Annotated in this window: 11 protein-coding genes; 5 read left to right on the top strand and 6 right to left on the bottom strand. The window is 35.0% G+C overall.

Annotated features, from left to right (window positions below):
* Nucleotides 1–101 precede the first annotated feature (101 nt).
* Nucleotides 102–1,337 (bottom strand): YrzE family protein, encoded by a 1,236-nt coding sequence (locus HMPREF2811_RS08550; RefSeq protein WP_071408969.1) that lies wholly within the window; start codon nt 1,335–1,337, stop codon nt 102–104.
* A gap of 998 nt (nt 1,338–2,335) precedes the next feature.
* On the opposite strand from HMPREF2811_RS08550, the gene HMPREF2811_RS08545 reads away from it, so the two are divergent.
* Complete coding sequence (locus HMPREF2811_RS08545; RefSeq protein WP_071408968.1) at nt 2,336–2,686, top strand: general stress protein; 351 nt, start codon at nt 2,336–2,338, stop codon at nt 2,684–2,686.
* Nucleotides 2,687–2,914: 228 nt separating this feature from the next.
* Nucleotides 2,915–3,667: a CBS domain-containing protein gene (locus HMPREF2811_RS08540; protein WP_071408967.1), complete on the top strand. Its 753-nt coding sequence runs from the start codon at nt 2,915–2,917 to the stop codon at nt 3,665–3,667.
* A 231-nt stretch (nt 3,668–3,898) separates the two neighbouring features.
* On the opposite strand, the gene HMPREF2811_RS08535 is transcribed toward HMPREF2811_RS08540, so the two are convergent.
* Nucleotides 3,899–4,321 (bottom strand): cupin domain-containing protein, encoded by a 423-nt coding sequence (locus HMPREF2811_RS08535; protein ID WP_066126928.1) that lies wholly within the window; start codon nt 4,319–4,321, stop codon nt 3,899–3,901.
* A 907-nt stretch (nt 4,322–5,228) separates the two neighbouring features.
* On the opposite strand from HMPREF2811_RS08535, the gene spxB reads away from it, so the two are divergent.
* On the top strand, nt 5,229–7,004 hold the full coding sequence (gene spxB, locus HMPREF2811_RS08530; RefSeq protein ID WP_071408966.1) for a pyruvate oxidase: 1,776 nt from the start codon (nt 5,229–5,231) through the stop codon (nt 7,002–7,004).
* Between the two features lie 178 nt (nt 7,005–7,182).
* Nucleotides 7,183–9,153, top strand: a complete 1,971-nt coding sequence (locus tag HMPREF2811_RS08525) for a LysM peptidoglycan-binding domain-containing protein (protein ID WP_168164968.1) — start codon at nt 7,183–7,185, stop codon at nt 9,151–9,153.
* A 232-nt stretch (nt 9,154–9,385) separates the two neighbouring features.
* Here the strand turns inward: HMPREF2811_RS08525 and HMPREF2811_RS08520 are convergent, their stop codons facing one another.
* Complete coding sequence (locus HMPREF2811_RS08520) at nt 9,386–10,759, bottom strand: NAD-dependent succinate-semialdehyde dehydrogenase (RefSeq protein ID WP_071408964.1); 1,374 nt, start codon at nt 10,757–10,759, stop codon at nt 9,386–9,388.
* 463 nt (nt 10,760–11,222) lie between these two features.
* Between HMPREF2811_RS08520 and HMPREF2811_RS08515 the strand changes: the two genes are divergently transcribed.
* Nucleotides 11,223–11,552: a thioredoxin family protein gene (locus HMPREF2811_RS08515; RefSeq protein WP_071408963.1), complete on the top strand. Its 330-nt coding sequence runs from the start codon at nt 11,223–11,225 to the stop codon at nt 11,550–11,552.
* A gap of 388 nt (nt 11,553–11,940) precedes the next feature.
* Here the strand turns inward: HMPREF2811_RS08515 and HMPREF2811_RS08510 are convergent, their stop codons facing one another.
* The 3 genes from HMPREF2811_RS08510 to HMPREF2811_RS08500 form a co-directional block, all read right to left on the bottom strand.
* Nucleotides 11,941–12,768: a glycosyltransferase family 8 protein gene (locus tag HMPREF2811_RS08510; RefSeq protein WP_071408962.1), complete on the bottom strand. Its 828-nt coding sequence runs from the start codon at nt 12,766–12,768 to the stop codon at nt 11,941–11,943.
* Between the two features lie 413 nt (nt 12,769–13,181).
* Entirely contained in the window at nt 13,182–15,023 is a 1,842-nt protein-coding gene (locus tag HMPREF2811_RS08505) for an ABC transporter ATP-binding protein (protein ID WP_084802083.1), read from the bottom strand.
* 13 nt (nt 15,024–15,036) lie between these two features.
* Nucleotides 15,037–16,791 (bottom strand): ABC transporter ATP-binding protein, encoded by a 1,755-nt coding sequence (locus HMPREF2811_RS08500; RefSeq protein WP_071408961.1) that lies wholly within the window; start codon nt 16,789–16,791, stop codon nt 15,037–15,039.
* Nucleotides 16,792–17,108: the final 317 nt, after the last annotated feature.

Genomic DNA, 17,108 nt, shown 5'->3' with positions numbered 1-17,108 from the left:
TAAAAGTATTCATATTAATATGAATACTTTTAGGTTGGTTTCACGAGTAACTCCTAATTGATCATTGAATGTTCATATGAAAATTCTTGCTGAGTTCTAATTTATACTTTTTCTTGGACATGAGTTGCCCCATCTAGAACCATGCTACCAGCTTCTGCACCTTTTTTACCAGCGAAGGTTGCTAAGATAGCAGCTAGTGTAAGGCCGATAAAAGTTATGAATGAATATTTAGAAGTTTCATTCATGACATCATTAGTTGTTTCAACTACTTCTTCGGATGTTTTCTCTGCATCCTCCATTAATTGATTAAGTTGAGTTTCTGCATCAGCTAATAGTTGTTTAGCTTGTTCTTGCGCCTCTTCATATGATGTTTTAATATTTTCAACTGCTTTATCTGCTTCCGCATCGGTCAAATCGGTATTTTCTGATATAGCATTTGATAATTTTTCTTCATCTAAACTTTCGCCGATTGATGTTAATCGTTCTTCAATGTTTTGATAAACACCATTTAATTCTTCATTCGCATCTTTACCATCTACAATAACAGCTTTCGCTGCATTTTGAATGTCAGTTATCGTTTCATCTAATTGAGATTGTAAATAATTTGGTTGTAATTCTGGAATATTAGAATCTTTTAAAGCGTCTTGAACTTGTTTATCTAATTCAGAAGTGTCTATTTTCAAATTGTCTGAAATTGAATCAAAAGCTTCTTGTGAAAAATTATAAACAATATCTCCAGAAACATTCGCAACGTCTGCGACAGTGTCACCAGCGACACCCATTAACGAACCAAGAGTATTAAATGCAGAACCGATGGTAGAGGTTGCTAAATATAAAATCGCAAGAAGACCTAAAGCCCAAGTTAAGAAACCGTGAATGGCACCTGCGCGATTTGCAGTCAAGCCGGCAACATAACCTCCTGCACCAAGTGAGACAATAAATGAGATGATAGTCCAAATAATTAAGCCGATACCGACATTATCTAATGGATTTGGAGAAGTCAAATCAGTGACCCCTAAACCTATTGTGGCAGATATAAATGAAAATAAAATGCTTAACGCTAAAAAGGTTATTAAACCAGCGAAGATAGATCTCCAAGATAGATTAACTCCCGCTTTTTCTAAAGCTATATCATTTAAATAACGTCCTCTGTCGTACTCGATATGATTCTCTTTAAAATTATAGTTAGAACCTTTGTATTTAAAATCATCATCCGGAACATCATTTGACTTGTTAATTGATTCATCTATAACAACACCTTTTTTGTTGTTAACTTCTGGATTGACCTTAGTGTTAGACATTTTATCCTCTTCATTTCTTACTCTATTCTCTTTCATATTAATTCTCCTTTCAATAGAACTATACGACAATGCAATAACTGGTTGGAACATTATAGACAAATTTACTTTACATCCCGCATTAGAGTGCATTTTAATATTTTAAACCTAATTACAATAATATAAAAGCAAGTAACTTAATTTACAAAAGACTCTATTAGTTAGCAAAGTTATATTTGTGTATATATATTATATAATTAAATTTAGAATAATTCTAATAAAACGCTTTGAGTTTACATTGAGGCTAGGAATAAACTTAGGCAAGTTATTGTTCGTTAATTAAATGTGGAGTGGTCGAGTGCCCTAAAACGCGTTTTAAAGAGGTTAGGCATAAATTCAATCAAGATAATATTCATTAATTAATAAGGTATCTGAGCGTTATGAAATATTCACCAGAAATGATCGAATATTCGAAACTTGTCAACGTCCTTTTTTCAACGAATTACTATTGGATTCATAATGGACATTTACGCTTAACACCGAATAATTTACTCTATCCGCATAAATCAGAGAAGAAAGTCTGAATAACAGCTTGCAATTTATAGTCAAAGGTCAATCCATCGACACTCGTCCGGAAGTCATTATTAAACGTAGTGAGTACGGTCAATATGCAATTTACACCATGATTCTAACGCAAGACTTATAAATGTTTATTCGTACTAATCATTTGCCGGACACGCCATCAACTAATTCAAATTATTTCGATTAAATAGGCGGCAACTGTGAATAAAGATTTATTATGGCCATCCCAATTGTTCATATGAACTGGGTTAAGCGAAAACTACAACCGTCATCGCATTCAAGGGCATAATTAAGCAATTCTCGGTATATAAAATTTCTTTAATCATCATTTAAGTGGTATGATGAAATTATCAATTATAAAGTTGTGCGAGATAGCCAACTAAATCAAACGAGTGAGATTGACTTTGAGTATTTTATTTTTTATTAAAAATATCGAGATTTAAACATTAGCATTAAATAAAAGGAGTAGGGTGAATATGGCAAAGTTTATTTACGATTCATTTGATACATTTGAAGAAGCGGAAAGAGCAGTAGAAGAATTAATCAGAAGTGGAGTATATCAAGGAGATATCACCATCCTTATCAATAGTCAATATGTTAAAGAAGATGTCTCACGATCAGGAGCCGTGATTCATAAAGCAGATAGTTTGGATGAAGATAGTTCTTGGTGGGATGTCGTGGTGAGTTTCTTTAGACCAGAGCTTCAAGTGGATGAAGAGCATTCTGAAAATTTTGAAAATTATAAAGAATTAGTATTAAAAGGTGACATACTCGTAATGGTAGAAGATTTTTATCTTCCAAACGATACGAGTGATGAAGAAGATTAAGGAAACACTGTTGGGAATGAAGTTCGAGTGGCTTCCACCGGAGTGAAAAACAGACAGCGAAATCGTTTAGTATTTCGTTTTTAGTCAGCAAAGAATTGAGAGTCGTGAGATTCATTATTCTTTGCTCTTTTTTATTAGCATTAAAAGCTGTTTTCAAGATAAAATATGAATTTTATGGAATTGACTATTATAATAGTGGTAAGAGAAATTTTTTATAGGAGGCGCCCAATGTCAAAAAAAGAATTTTTAGCATTATTCAATGAATTGGAGATTACTTTACAAAAAGTATTAAATTCCAAAGAGACGATGTTTATTTTACTTGAACAAGCGAAAGCACAGTCTAGAATCAATCCAGTCAGTATTCATTGGGATTTATTGTATGCAGCCAGACAACTACGTAATTTACTGACGCATCAAACCACAACCGAAATTCCTGAAATAGCTGAACCTTCAACCTATTTAATTGAGACATTGAAGCGGATTATTACACAGTATAAATCGCCAGTTTCGATTATGGAATACCTAAAATCCCAAAACTCTGAAACAATTGTCACTTTTAAGGTGGGAGAATCTTTACAAGCAGTGCTTTCAGTCATTAAAGAAAAACATTATTCTCAATTTCCGGTGTTTGATGATCACCAATATGTTGGTTTAATTTCAGAAAATGGTATCACCAATTGGTTAGCTGATAGGGTATCTGCTGAACAAATGTTAAGTGAGGAATTAGTGACTGTTACGATTGATGAAGTGTTAAAATTAGAAGAAAAGAATCATCAGGTTACTAAAATTTATAAAGAAAATAATCTATTTCAGTTGATTGAGTTATTTGAGAAATCACAATCGACGGTTATTTTAGTGTGTGAAAAGCAAAATCTTGAAATGGATACGCCAGATGATATTGTAGGTATTTTAACCAATTCGGATATCAGTCTGATTTACCAATTATTTGATAATGAGATCCATTTATCAGTCGGAAAGTAATAAATATCCTCGGTCAATTATATTACTTTTATAATGTATGAAAAGGTTTTAATGAACTGTATCAACGTTTTTATGAAAGATTTGATAGAGTCAACAAAGATGTATTGATTCAAACTAAATTAATAGCTTTCCTGTTTAAAACCCCACTGGACGAGTGTCATTCATCCAGTGGGGTATTTTGCTATGTAAATTGAAAGTTGGTAGCCTCGAGGACTACCAATTCGTCTTTAATTAATGTTCATTTGGATCGTTTTCTGCATCTTCATGTGTTGGATGCACAGTACCTGGAACGTGATCAGGTCCAGCATATAAAGTATATAATTTTAGTGGTTTATCACCAGTGTTAGTGACATTATGCCACATATCTGCCGGTACTAAAATAGCGAAATCAGGTCCAACTTCTTTTTCAAAGTCTAAATTGTCTTCTGAAGGACCCATTTGGCATAGTCCTGTTCCTTCTTCGATGCGTAAGAATTGATCAATGCCTTCATGAACTTCTAATCCAATATCATCACCTGGCTGGATTGTCATTAAAGTCATTTGCATTTTGCTACCAGTCCATACTGTTGTACGGTAATTCTCATTTGCGCTTGTCCATTCCTCGATATTCTCAACAACTGGCTGTTTGCCACGATCTGTCATATCAAAAGTCATTCCTAATCGCTCCTTTTTTATAATGATTATAATTAAATGATATCACTCTTTCGGCATAAAGTAAAATGAAACACTTAAGAGGTTTATTTTCTTTTATTAGCTTAAAAGTTAGAATAGGAAAAATTGAATAATAAATATGAAATTGATAAGAATAGTGGCTATTTCTGTTTATCATAACTTATCAATCTACTGTGATTCAGGCTTTAAATATCATCTTTTAAGATGAAAAATAAGATATTTTAACTCGATTGATAGAGAAAACAATAGTATAGAGTCAATATCAGCTCATTTTCTTCAATTAACAACTCAGATTTATCATAGGATTCTGTCTGCGAGGTAACTGGTCTAATAAGTCATTCAATGAAACTTAAAACGAGTGGATGCTGTTACTATATGAAGTATACATAGCATGGATAATATCCCTCTGGCGAACGTAGTAATTGTTAGGTTGATTAGAGAGAAAATTTATTTGAACAATGCCATCCCAAATACCATATTTTATGATGTCCAAATGATTAATAAAAGAGTAGAACGAAGTCACTATTTTTATATTTTTGTTTTATAACAGGTTGAAAAATGTCGAAAAAATTGTAATACAGTATTAATACAGATGTTGAACAGAAAAATCCCGATTATTTACTGATTTTAACCTTGTTTTTGAATAACTCTATCTTATTTACAATGAATACTGAAACAGTATTTATGGTCTGTTTTTCAAAATATAATATTATATAGAGGTCAATTTTATGATTTTTCGCCAAATCTTTATACAATTTTGTTATGAAAGCGTTAAATATGGCGAAAACAAGAATTATCATTGAAATTTTAATAGCCAACTTTAAAACAATGTGCTAATCTATTGCTTGTGTGGAAATATCACTAACATTTTTTAGGAGGAGACTATACAATGAGTCAAGGTAAAATTACTGCTTCTGCAGCGATGTTAAATGTCTTAAAAACTTGGGGTGTTGATACGATTTACGGTATCCCTTCAGGAACTTTAAGTTCTTTAATGGATGCAATGGCAGAGCAAGATGATATTCGTTTCTTACAAGTTCGCCATGAAGAAACAGGTGCATTAGCAGCTGTAATGCAATATAAATTTGGTGGACCTTTAGGGGTTGCAGTTGGTTCTGGTGGACCTGGTGCTACTCACTTAATCAACGGGGTTTACGATGCAGCGATGGATAACATTCCATTTGTCGCAATCTTAGGTTCACGTCCAGTTAATGAATTAAACATGGATGCTTTCCAAGAATTAAACCAAAACCCTATGTACCAAAGTGTTGCTGTTTATAACAAACGTGTAGCTTATGCAGAACAATTACCAAAAGTAATTGATGAAGCTTGTCGTACAGCAATTGCTCGTAAAGGGCCAGCTGTTGTTGAAATTCCAGTAAACTTTGGTTTCACTGAAATCGATGCGGATTCTTACTATGGTTCAGGTACTTACCAACGTGAATACTTAGCACCACGTTTAAATGAAGCAGACATCGATGCAGCAGTTGAAATCTTAAAAAATGCTGAACGTCCTGTTATTTATGCTGGTTTCGGTGGCGTTAAAAACGGTGAAATCATCACTGAATTATCTAAAAACATCAAAGCACCAATCATTACAACTGGTAAAAACTTTGAAGCTTTCCAATGGGATTATGAAGGCTTAACTGGTTCAGCTTACCGTGTTGGTTGGAAACCAGCTAACGAAGTGGTATTCGAAGCAGATACAGTATTATTCATGGGATGTAACTTCCCGTTTGCTGAAGTATATGAAGCATTCAAAAACGTTGATAAATTTATCCAAGTGGACATCGATCCTCATAAATTAGGTAAACGTCATGCTTTAGATGCAGCAATCTTAGGTGATGCTGGTGAAGCTGCAAAAGCGATCATGGATAAAATGGATGTTGTTGAAGATACAGCTTGGTGGAGAGCTAACGTTAAGAATAACCAAAACTGGCGTGACTACATGAACAAACTTGAAGGTAAAACTGAAGGTGAGTTACAATTATACCAAGTATATGCAGCAATCAACAAATATGCTGACGAAGATGCTATCTACTCAATTGACGTAGGTAACTCAACTCAAACATCAATCCGTCACTTACACATGACACCTAAAAATATGTGGAGAACTTCTCCATTATTCGCGACAATGGGTATTGCTTTACCTGGTGGTATTGCTGCTAAGAAAGATAATCCAAATCGTCAAGTATTTAATATCATGGGTGATGGTGCATTCAACATGTCTTACCCAGACGTGGTGACAAACGTACAATACAACTTACCAGTTATTAACATTGTCTTCTCTAATACTGAGTATGCGTTCATTAAGAACAAATATGAAGATACTAACAAACACTTATTCGGTGTTGACTTTACAGACGTTGACTACGCTAAAATTGCGGAAGCACAAGGTGCTGTAGGTTATACTGTAACAAGAATTGAAGAAATGGATGAAGTAATGCGTAAAGCTGTTGAAGATAACAAAAACGGTCGTACAGTAGTGATCGATGCGAAAATCACTCAAGATCGTCCAATTCCAGTTGAAGTATTACAATTAGATCCAAAAGTAGCAACTGAAGAAGAAATCGCAGCTTTCAAAGAACGTTACGAAGCTCAAGATTTAGTACCATTCAGATTCTTCTTAGAAGAAGAAGGTTTACAATCTCGCGCAATTAAATAGTCATATTAAATGATCGAAACTGTCCAAACAAAAGTTTGGGCAGTTTTTTTAGCCAATTTTAACTATTATGATGGGTATTGAAAGCGTATTGAAAAACGGTAAAAAAAGATATATAATTGTAATACAAATGAAATATTTTTATGTATTGGAGAGGGAGAATTCAATGGGGAATAAAATTATGAAAAAACGAAAAGGACAATGGATTGCAGTGGGTATTATGACCCTCACATCTTTAGCATTAGTTCAAAACGTCCAAGCAGAAGAGATGGCTTTAGAGGGGATAGATGTTGAGACAACGATTGTAGAAGAAATCCCAAAACTAGATGCAACACAAGAAGGGGTGGTCGATCATTCAACAGAGTTCGAGAATGACATTTTAGATGACACAACAACTGATGCGACATCCGAAGTAATAACTTTAATAGATGAATCAAAAGAAGGGATTACTGAAGTAGCACCATTACAAGAAGAGACGGAATCAACTGAGAAATCAGATGATATCAGTTTAACGACTAATGAATCGAATATAGAAAAAATTGTTGAACTAGAAACGACACAAGAACAGACTGTAGATGCTGTAAATATCAAAGATACGGACGTGACAGAAGAAGATTCCAATAAAAAATCCAATGTTATAGCAGTGCCTACCAAAACATTAAATGACACAAATTCAGTACCGAAGCCGGTGGTTAATCCTATTTCTGAAGTAAAGAAACATCGAATTACCTACGGTGAGACCCTATGGTCCATCGCTAAACGCTATAATGTTACACTGGATAATTTGCGTCAATGGAATAAGATTACCGGCAATTTAATTCTTCCTAACCAACAAATTATCGTAGGAAAAGTTGCACCTAAATCGCCAGTAGAGGAAACCAAACCAACAGAGAAAAAGGAACCTGCTAAAGAAACGAAGCCGGTTGACCAAAAAACGACAACGGAAATTAAACAATACACTATCGTTCGAGGTGATACTTTAAATAAAATTGCGAGAGCGCATGGGGTATCAGTTGCACAATTACGTCAGTGGAATAATATCTCAGGTCATTTGATTTATCCAAATCAAAAGATAATCGTTAATAAAGTGGCAGTAACCAAACCAGTAGAAACGACTACTCCGACCAAACCAGTAGAAGAAACAAAGCCGACTAAACCAACAAAACCAGTAGAAGAAACTAAACCAACAGAGAAAAAGGAACCTACTAAGGAAACGAAGCCTACTGACCAAAAAACCACAACGGAAATTAAACAATATACTATTGCTCGTGGAGATACTTTAAATAAAATTGCTGCTCAGTATGGAGTAACGGTTAGTCAGTTACAACAATGGAATAATATTTCAGGTCATTTGATTTATCCAAATCAGACTATCATAGTTAAGCAAACAACTGGAAACAACAAAGGGGACACAACAGTTGTTGGTGGTGTAAACCAAGCGGTTCAGAATGTGATGAATCGCTACATGGGACAATCAGCATATGCTTACTTTGAAAGTTTAACTGATGGACAAACAGCCGGAATGTATCAAAATTCATTAATGTATGGCGCGTCTGTACCGAAAGTAGTCTTAATGGCTTATACACAAGATTTAATTGAACGTGGACTTTTATCTTGGGATACGAAATGGTGGTATACGGATGCTATTTATAACCATCCTGAATCATATCAATGGGGCGGATCTGGTACCATTCAATACGAGAATTTTAGAAGTAAACCTTATACGGTAAGAGAAGTTTTACATCGAGTAGGACGCGATTCAGATAATTTAGGATCAAATATGCTATTACATTATGTGGGTTACCGTGATAAAGCTGATTTTAATCGTTTTACGCAAAAAGTTTATGGTGCGCCAAAATTCTCACTAACTGTCACACCAAAACAAATGACAGAAGTGGTTAAATATATCAATGCTCAAAAAGAACGTCAAGCTATGACCACATTAGACAAAACAATTTATAATGGCACTAAATTAGATGTTTTACCAGTCAATACGTACCAAAAGATTGGAGCTTGGTGGCCATATTATAATCATACGACAGGGATTGCTAGTGGTGATAAACCATTCGCATTAACGGTTCTAACAAATTATTGGTCCGATTCGAAAATTGGAGGGTTTGTCAAAGAGATTTACAATGCTTTTGTAAAATAAAAAAAGGATAAAACTATCTAAATTAAGAAGGTTGATTTCATAAACTGAAGGATAAATTTGGGAGAAAATCTTATCGGTGAACTGAGTTGGTAAATAGATTTGAGTTGAATAAGTTCACCCAAGGATTAAGACACAGAATGAAGGTGAGTTCTGTGTCTTTTTGCGATAATATAAATAAAAGTTAAACAGGACGCCATCATCGGCGTCCTATTGTGTTAAAGAGTGACTAATATTATTTTTTCGGTGTGTAAACTAAGTGTTCATTGACAAAGGCTGTAAAGCCAAGTTCACTTAATTCACGACCATAACCAGAGTTTTTAATGCCACCGAATGGTAATTCTGGTAGAGAAGCCCATCCAGCATTAATGAAGGACATTCCAGTTTCAATTTGGGCTGCTACTTCATGGACGCGGTCAACATCAGTACCAAAGACAGTTCCACCTAATCCATAACTTGAATCGTTTGCTAGTTCAATGGCTTCTTCTTCAGTTGCTACTTTAAAAACAGAGGCCACGGGACCAAAAATTTCTTGGTTGAAAATGGGATTATCTTTGGTAATATCCGTTAAAATTGTTTGCATAACAAAGTTTCCAGGGTGGTCAATTGGTTCATTACCATACAATACCTTAGCGCCATTATCGACAGCCAATTTGATTTGGGCCAAGACATCTTCTTTGGCTCCAGCTGAAGAAAGTGGTGCAAGAGTTGTTTCTGGATCCATAGGGTCTCCCCATTTAGCCCCTTTGAAGCTTTCAAGTAAAATATCTAGGAAAGCATCATAATTTTTCTCAGTAACGATAAAACGTTTAGAAGAGGTACAGACTTGCCCGGCATTGTATAAACGCACATCGGGTAATAATGATTTTAACTCATTCAAGTTCGCATCATCTAAAATAATGAAAGCATCATTCCCCCCTAATTCTAAAGTCGTCTTCTTCAAGTTTTTACCGGCTTCTTCGGCAATCGATGCACCACTACGTTCAGAGCCCGTTAAACAGACACCGGTAATACGAGAATCAGCAATAATTTTAGCAACTTGCTCATAGCTAACAAATAGGTTAGTGAAGGAACCATCTTCCGCGCCTGATTCTTTTACTAAATCTTCAAAGGCTTGGGCTGAACCGGGGCAGATTGAAGCGTGTTTTAAAACCATTGGATTACCAACAATAAAATTAGGTGCGAATACTCGCATGATTTGATAGAATGGGAAATTCCAAGGTTCAACCGCTAAAATAACACCCGTTGATTGCCGTAAATAATAAGCGTCCCCTGTATCAGTTTCTAAGTGTCTCGGCGTTAAAAAGTTGTCAGCATTGTTTACATAATAGTTCGCAATATCAGCACATAGTTCGATTTCACCTTTAGCTTCTACGAACAGTTTGCCCATGTCTTTGGTCATAATTTCAGCGTATTTATCAACATCGCGACGTAAAATTTCAGCGATTTTATGTAATTGTTCTTTACGATTTGCTAAGGTATCTTGCTTGCGCCATTTTTTATAGAGAGCATGACTCGTAGCTAATATATCTTCGATTGTTTCGTCAGAAATATTATCGTAAGACTTTAAAACCTCATTTGTAAAAGGATACTTTGTTTCGTATGCCATTAAAATTCCTCCTAAATTCATGATAAGTTAATTGTATCATTAAAAGAAAGCGGTTTCTAACATTTTAAGTGGAATATAAAAATGATAAAAGTGATGTCGCATATCTTAAAATATCCAGTTGTTTTGTATTGGAGCAGTGAACATGTGTATTTCGCAATTTAAAACTGAGCCACTGTCTTCTTTGAATTATCTTTTATCCATTGTTCTGTTTCTTTCAATTCAATCATTTCTGACTATTATCAATAAGTTTTGTTCAATTAAAAATGGATCAGTTTTCAATTAATATAGTGGTTCACTTTTAAGTTAACATATACACACATGGGATTGACATTACCATAATTGGCAAGATTAAGTTTCTAGCATAAGAAAGAACTGTCTAAAAATCATCAAACTAAGTTGTAGAGTAGCTTTTCAGACAAATAATACGAAGCGTGCTATAATCAAGGCAATAGGAGGGATCAGAATGATTGATATACAATCTTATGATCAGTATGATGAGCTATTGAATAATCAGGATTATTTTATCCTATATACTACTGCGCCCGGATGTAGTGTTTGTCATGCGGATTATCCAAGAGTTAATCAGTTAGCGAAAGAGCACCAATTTCCAGTCTATCATGTCGATATTAGTCAAATCCCAATATTGACAGGACAACTGAATTTATTTTCTTCTCCAACGGTACTGATATACTTAAAAGGTAAAGAGTATCATCGGCAAGTACGAATCATTGACTTTCAAGAATTAACCTATCGACTCGCTGAGATTAAAGAGCATTACGGAGTTAAATATTAATAATATTTCTTGGCTAATTGGGACCCCATAAGGATAATGAAAAACGCCCTCCACCATTGAAAGGACTTGCAGCTTACAAGTGCACTTTTCATGGTGAAGGGCGTTCATTTTTATATTATGGTTGTTTATAAGAGCAAGATCGGTTTTGACAATATATTTTGGTCGTGAGAGTTGAATTGATTGAGACAATTTAAAATATAATATGAGCCAGATGGATATAGATAATATCGGTTATTCATAAGCATTCGTTCTGAGTTGTTGAAAATAAATGGTATTGTTTTATCTCGCCTACAATTTTCCCGACTTTATTCACGCACCAATTATACTTTTATCGTCTCAAAGAAATCTTCCGACTCCATTTTACGAATCTTTTCATGCTTATCCGTCTCTATTGGCTCGATTTGGCAGCGTCCAATCGTCCCTTCAAATAGCCTTCAGCTTCAATATAATAGCGATCTAAGTCACCAAAGTAGTTCGGTAACCATGGTTTATTTTTGCCGATATAATGAATGATATGGCAGTTTTCGTCAATCCATTCTAATTTACCGCCTAATTGGTTCACTTTTTCTTTAATCCACATGCGCTCAGTCATATTATATTGTGAAGCTTCGATTTTGATAATTTTATCAGGATAAAGAGCAGATAAAACATCTTGGTCGGGTAAAAATAATAAATCTTTAAATCGTTCAACATAGTGAGCGATTGCGTCAACATCTTGCTCTGCTCGTAGTAAATTAATATTCATTAGTAAAACGCCTGAGTTGACATAAATTCCATTTGAATAATTCAAGCGAACTTGATTAATTTTCTCAAGCGTTTTTTCAACATGAGTGGAAGCAGCAAAAAATTGACCATTGAATGGGATATCATAAAGTTCATCAATCGGATTAATGATGACTAAATCAGGGTCTAAATATAAAATTCTGTCTACTGAATCCGGTAGGAAATGCGCAGCCAATAGGCGGTAATACATGGTGTAGGGGTAACGTTCAGTAATCGGAAAGCTCTCAAAAAACTGATTGTCGATTTGGATAGGATGCAAGTTAATTGTCACGATTTGCAAAGTTTCGCTCAGTTTTTTAAGTGCTTTTTCCGGAATTTTTTCGTGTAATAAATAAACATCTAACGCTTCTTCAGGGTGATGCCGTCTTAAACTAAACAGCATCACTTCAAGTTGCTTAATATAATTTTGATCAATCGTAACTAGAATATTCATAATTACCTCCAAAGGCTTAATATCAATATTATACTTAATTTTTGATAAAAAACAAAAGCGAGTGTGAGAGGAAGAAAGTCACAACTTCCAATTCTTCTCACCACTCGCATTAAACTGATTATGAAAGCTTTTTGGCCGGCGCAAACCGGGGCGCTAATCACGCTACTAACAAACGGTCTGTTCTATTGGTTTTTGAAAAGCCATAACGCTCTAGTTACCATCACAATCTGGTCGTCATTCATGATACAAGCTATACGTCTGTTTGTTTCGCTTTTTATAGGGCTCCAAATAACAATTCACCGTTCAACTGAGCCGTTTGTTCATTTATTTAAGAGAGAGTTATTTGGCGAATAATTTTCAAAAAAGTTAGGTGATTCTTTACTGCTAAAAATCATTCTTACAAACAAGAACTATTATTCTACAAATAATAAATTATACTGTGATTGATATAAGTGATAGTATTTGCCTCTTTTTGCCATTAATTCCTCATGCGTACCTCGTTCATCAATAATGCCACCGTCAATGTAAAAGATTTGGTCACTGTTACGGATTGTGGATAATCGGTGAGCGATAATAAAGGAGGTACGACCTTTAAGTAACTCTTGTAAACCTTCTTGTAATAGTTCTTCGGTATTGGTATCGATACTTGAAGTGGCCTCATCCAAGATTAAGATATGTGGATCGGCTAATAGAGTTCTGGCGAAAGCTATTAATTGTCTTTGTCCGGCTGATAATGTACTACCACGTTCTTCCACGACGGTATGATAGCCATCTTTTAACTCCATTATGAAATCATGTGCGTGGACTACCTTAGCCGCTTCTATTATTTCTTCATCGGTCGCATCTAATTTACCATAACGAATATTATCAATAATGGTCCCAGAGAAAATAAACGTATCTTGTAACATAACTCCCATTTGACGACGTAACGAAGCAAGGGTGACTTTATCGACTGGATGTCCGTCAATGGTAATAGATCCTTCACTCACATCGTAAAAGCGACTTAACAGGTTGATAATAGTGGTTTTACCTGCACCCGTCGGTCCGACTAAGGCGACAGAGGTGCCAGGTTCTAATTTGAAATTAACCCCTTTTAAGATATCACGGCCAGGTTCATAACGGAACACAACATCATCAAATGTAACTTGTCCTTTAATTACAGGTAAGTCATAAGCATCAGGAGCATCGACAATATCTGACTTCGTGTCTAAAGTTTCAAAAATACGCTCTAAATAAGCTGAGGCGGTAATTAAACTATTGTAGAAGTTGCCAATATTTAAAATAGGGTTCCAAAAATTATTGACATACGCGATAAAAGCGATTAAGGTTCCGGCGGAGACATCGACGCCAATTTTCATAATCCCAACATAGTAAATAATCGACGTTGTTAGGACTGAAATGTTTAACACGCCCGGCCATAATAAGAATTGAATCATGACAGCTTTCATCCAAGAGCGGCGCGTTTGGTCGTTGACATCATAAAAGATTTCTTGATTCTTTGGTTCACGAGCAAAAGATTGTGTTACTTTAGCACCCGCTATACTTTCATGAATGTATGAATTCATTGTGGATTGTTTATTACTTAAATCTTGATAAGCAGTACGTTGATATTTACGAATTAACATTGAAAAGGCGAATAATATTGGTAACAGAATTAAACTATATAAGGTTAGACGCCAGTCAATACTCAACATGACAATGAGTGTTAAGATAACATTTAATAAATCAGCAATTAAGTTGATTAAACCATTACTTAATAAATCACTTAAATTATTGATGTAATTAACGACTCGAATTAAGATTTTACCATGCGGTCTACTGTCGAAATAGGAGAAGGGCAACGTTTGTAAATGCGTGAAAATATCATAGCGCATATCTTTTAATAAGTCTTGGCCAATCTCGGTAATTTTGTATATACGATAACGTAAACCATAGGCGATAGCTAAGAGTGAAAATAATGCAATGAAGCCGAATAACATTAATTGTCCTAAATCTTTATTAGGAATGGTCTCGTCAATCGCCAGTTTGGTCAAATAAGGAATGACCAAACCAAATAAGTTGGTAATAATGATACTAATAAAGACTATCAAACTAGGTCTTAAATAAGGTTTCAAATAACGTGCTAAGCGTTTGAAATCATCAAAGTGAAATTCTTGCTCTAAATATTCATCCTCTAAAGATGTTTGGCGTTTTTGATTGACATCCGGTTGCACTTTATCTTTGACTTCTTTAGGTTGCTTTTTAAATAATGCCATTGATGGTCACCTCCTATAATTTAGCTTGAGTAGGCGTTGCGCCCTCAATACCTAATTGTTTTTGATAGACATCGTAATATAAACCACGTTTAGCAACAAGTTCAGCATGGGTCCCTTGTTCTACGACCCGACCTTTAGACATCATTAAGATTAAATCAGCGTCACGTACCGAAGAAATACGATGGGCAATAATGATAGTCGTTTTTTCATCGGTAATCTTAGTCAATTCTTCTTGAATTTTTGCTTCGGTCTCCATATCTACTGCAGACGTCGTATCATCCAAAATTAAAATACTTGGGTCTTTTACCAAAGCACGCGCTAAACTAATCCGTTGTTTTTGTCCACCAGATAAACCGACACCCCGTTCACCGACAATGGTATTATAGCCATCTGGCATTTTATTAATAAAAGTGTCCGCATCCGCAATACGAGCCATTTCACGAATAAATAGCTGGTTAACGGTAGGATTACCAAAAGCAATATTTTCAGAAATAGTATCCGAGAATAAAAAGATGTCTTGCATGACCATCGAAATATTATTTCTTAAGCGACGTACCGAATAGTCACGTGCATCTTTACCATCAATGTAAACCGTGCCTTTAGTTGGATCATAAAAACGACTAATTAAGTTTACCAAGGTCGATTTACCTGACCCTGTTTCACCTAATATACCTAAAGTTTGTCCGGATTTTATTTCAAATGAAATATCCTTTAAGACAGGAGTGTTCGGATCGTCCGCGAATTCAAAATTGACATGTTCAAAGCGAATATCACCTTTTAATTTTGGCATATCACTGACATCTTCTACCGGAATTGCCGGTTCATAATTTAACATGTCCATAATTTTAATCGAAGAAGCTTGAAAACGTTGAACATCATTAATCAACCAACCACTCATGCGCATCGGGTTATTTAACATCCATAAAAAACCATTAAAAGCGACGAGGTCTCCAATCGACATTTGATCTTTAATCACTAAATAACCACCAAAAATTAAGGTAATAACACTCAACGAATTCGCTAGGAAATCGAGTGTTGGTAAGTGATCACGAGTGACTTCAGCGGAAGCCATATTTTTTTGTTTAAAATCATCATTATGACGATTGAATTTTTCAATTTCATAGTCTTCACGCACAAACGCTTTGACAACGCGGTTACCAGAAATGTTTTCTTCTACCATAGAATTTAATCGCGCAAAACTTTCACGAATATCCAAGAAACGTGGCATACTTTTCTTTGTCATACTACGAGCCAGTACGTAAATGAAAGGTGTTACCGCAACCAATGCGAGCATCAACGGCCATGAAATATAGGCCATGACAATAACCGCTGCTAAAAACCAAACGATACATTCGACAATATTGTAACTGACCCAAGAGACAAAGTGACGGATTGCGTCCGTATCCCCAGTCATCCGAGCCATAATATCCCCAACTTTTGTATGGTTGAAAAAGTTGAAGTCCATCTTATTTAATTTATCATACAGTTCATTACGTAATGTGAAGACCGCATCTTGACCACTTTTTTCGTATAACATTTGATAAGTATAACGAATAATCGTGCGAAAAAAGGTAATCCCAATCATTAAAAGCAAGATTTTCCCGAGACGTTCCGGTTGATTTTGACCGATGATTTCGTCGATTAAAATCCCACTTAAAAAAGGATTAATAACCACCAAGATCGCATTCAAAATTAAGAAGATAGAAGCGATGATGAGGCGCGGGGTATAGGGTTTGACATATTGCCATATCCAAGTAAATGGGTTCATTATAGATAACTCCTCCTTATTAAATAATTTCATGTTCTATCTTACTATTTACGAATCATTATTAAATGGAATATGTACAAAAAAATATGGAATATCCCATTTATTTTTGTGGTAAAATGATGTGGAGAGAAAAAGGGAGGAAAATCCATGCCGATTATCAATTCACATACTTTTAATCCAGAAATCGTTTATGCTTTTGATTGCTGGAATAGTGAAGGACATTTTAATGCGCCTCATTCACATGAATACACAGAAATATCAATTATGTTGGAAGGCGAAGCCTTATATACAATTGAAGATGAAAAACATTTAGTAAA

Origin of the sequence: Globicatella sp. HMSC072A10 (assembly GCF_001811625.1) — a bacterium.
Lineage (GTDB): Bacteria > Bacillota > Bacilli > Lactobacillales > Aerococcaceae > Globicatella > Globicatella sanguinis.
Note: the sequence above shows the minus strand (reverse complement) of the source record. Positions and strands in the feature narration are given on the sequence as shown.

What these genes read in the sequence shown, in the direction of transcription:
- HMPREF2811_RS08515 (WP_071408963.1), top strand. Translation starts at nt 11,223, where the DNA reads ATGATTGATATACAATCTTATGATCAGTATGATGAGCTATTGAATAAT.
- spxB (WP_071408966.1), top strand. Translation starts at nt 5,229, where the DNA reads ATGAGTCAAGGTAAAATTACTGCTTCTGCAGCGATGTTAAATGTCTTA.
- HMPREF2811_RS08535 (WP_066126928.1), bottom strand. Translation starts at nt 4,321, where the DNA reads ATGACTTTTGATATGACAGATCGTGGCAAACAGCCAGTTGTTGAGAAT.
- HMPREF2811_RS08505 (WP_084802083.1), bottom strand. Translation starts at nt 15,023, where the DNA reads ATGGCATTATTTAAAAAGCAACCTAAAGAAGTCAAAGATAAAGTGCAA.
- HMPREF2811_RS08520 (WP_071408964.1), bottom strand. Translation starts at nt 10,759, where the DNA reads ATGGCATACGAAACAAAGTATCCTTTTACAAATGAGGTTTTAAAGTCT.
- HMPREF2811_RS08550 (WP_071408969.1), bottom strand. Translation starts at nt 1,337, where the DNA reads ATGAAAGAGAATAGAGTAAGAAATGAAGAGGATAAAATGTCTAACACT.
- HMPREF2811_RS08540 (WP_071408967.1), top strand. Translation starts at nt 2,915, where the DNA reads ATGTCAAAAAAAGAATTTTTAGCATTATTCAATGAATTGGAGATTACT.
- HMPREF2811_RS08510 (WP_071408962.1), bottom strand. Translation starts at nt 12,768, where the DNA reads ATGAATATTCTAGTTACGATTGATCAAAATTATATTAAGCAACTTGAA.
- HMPREF2811_RS08525 (WP_168164968.1), top strand. Translation starts at nt 7,183, where the DNA reads ATGAAAAAACGAAAAGGACAATGGATTGCAGTGGGTATTATGACCCTC.
- HMPREF2811_RS08500 (WP_071408961.1), bottom strand. Translation starts at nt 16,791, where the DNA reads ATGAACCCATTTACTTGGATATGGCAATATGTCAAACCCTATACCCCG.
- HMPREF2811_RS08545 (WP_071408968.1), top strand. Translation starts at nt 2,336, where the DNA reads ATGGCAAAGTTTATTTACGATTCATTTGATACATTTGAAGAAGCGGAA.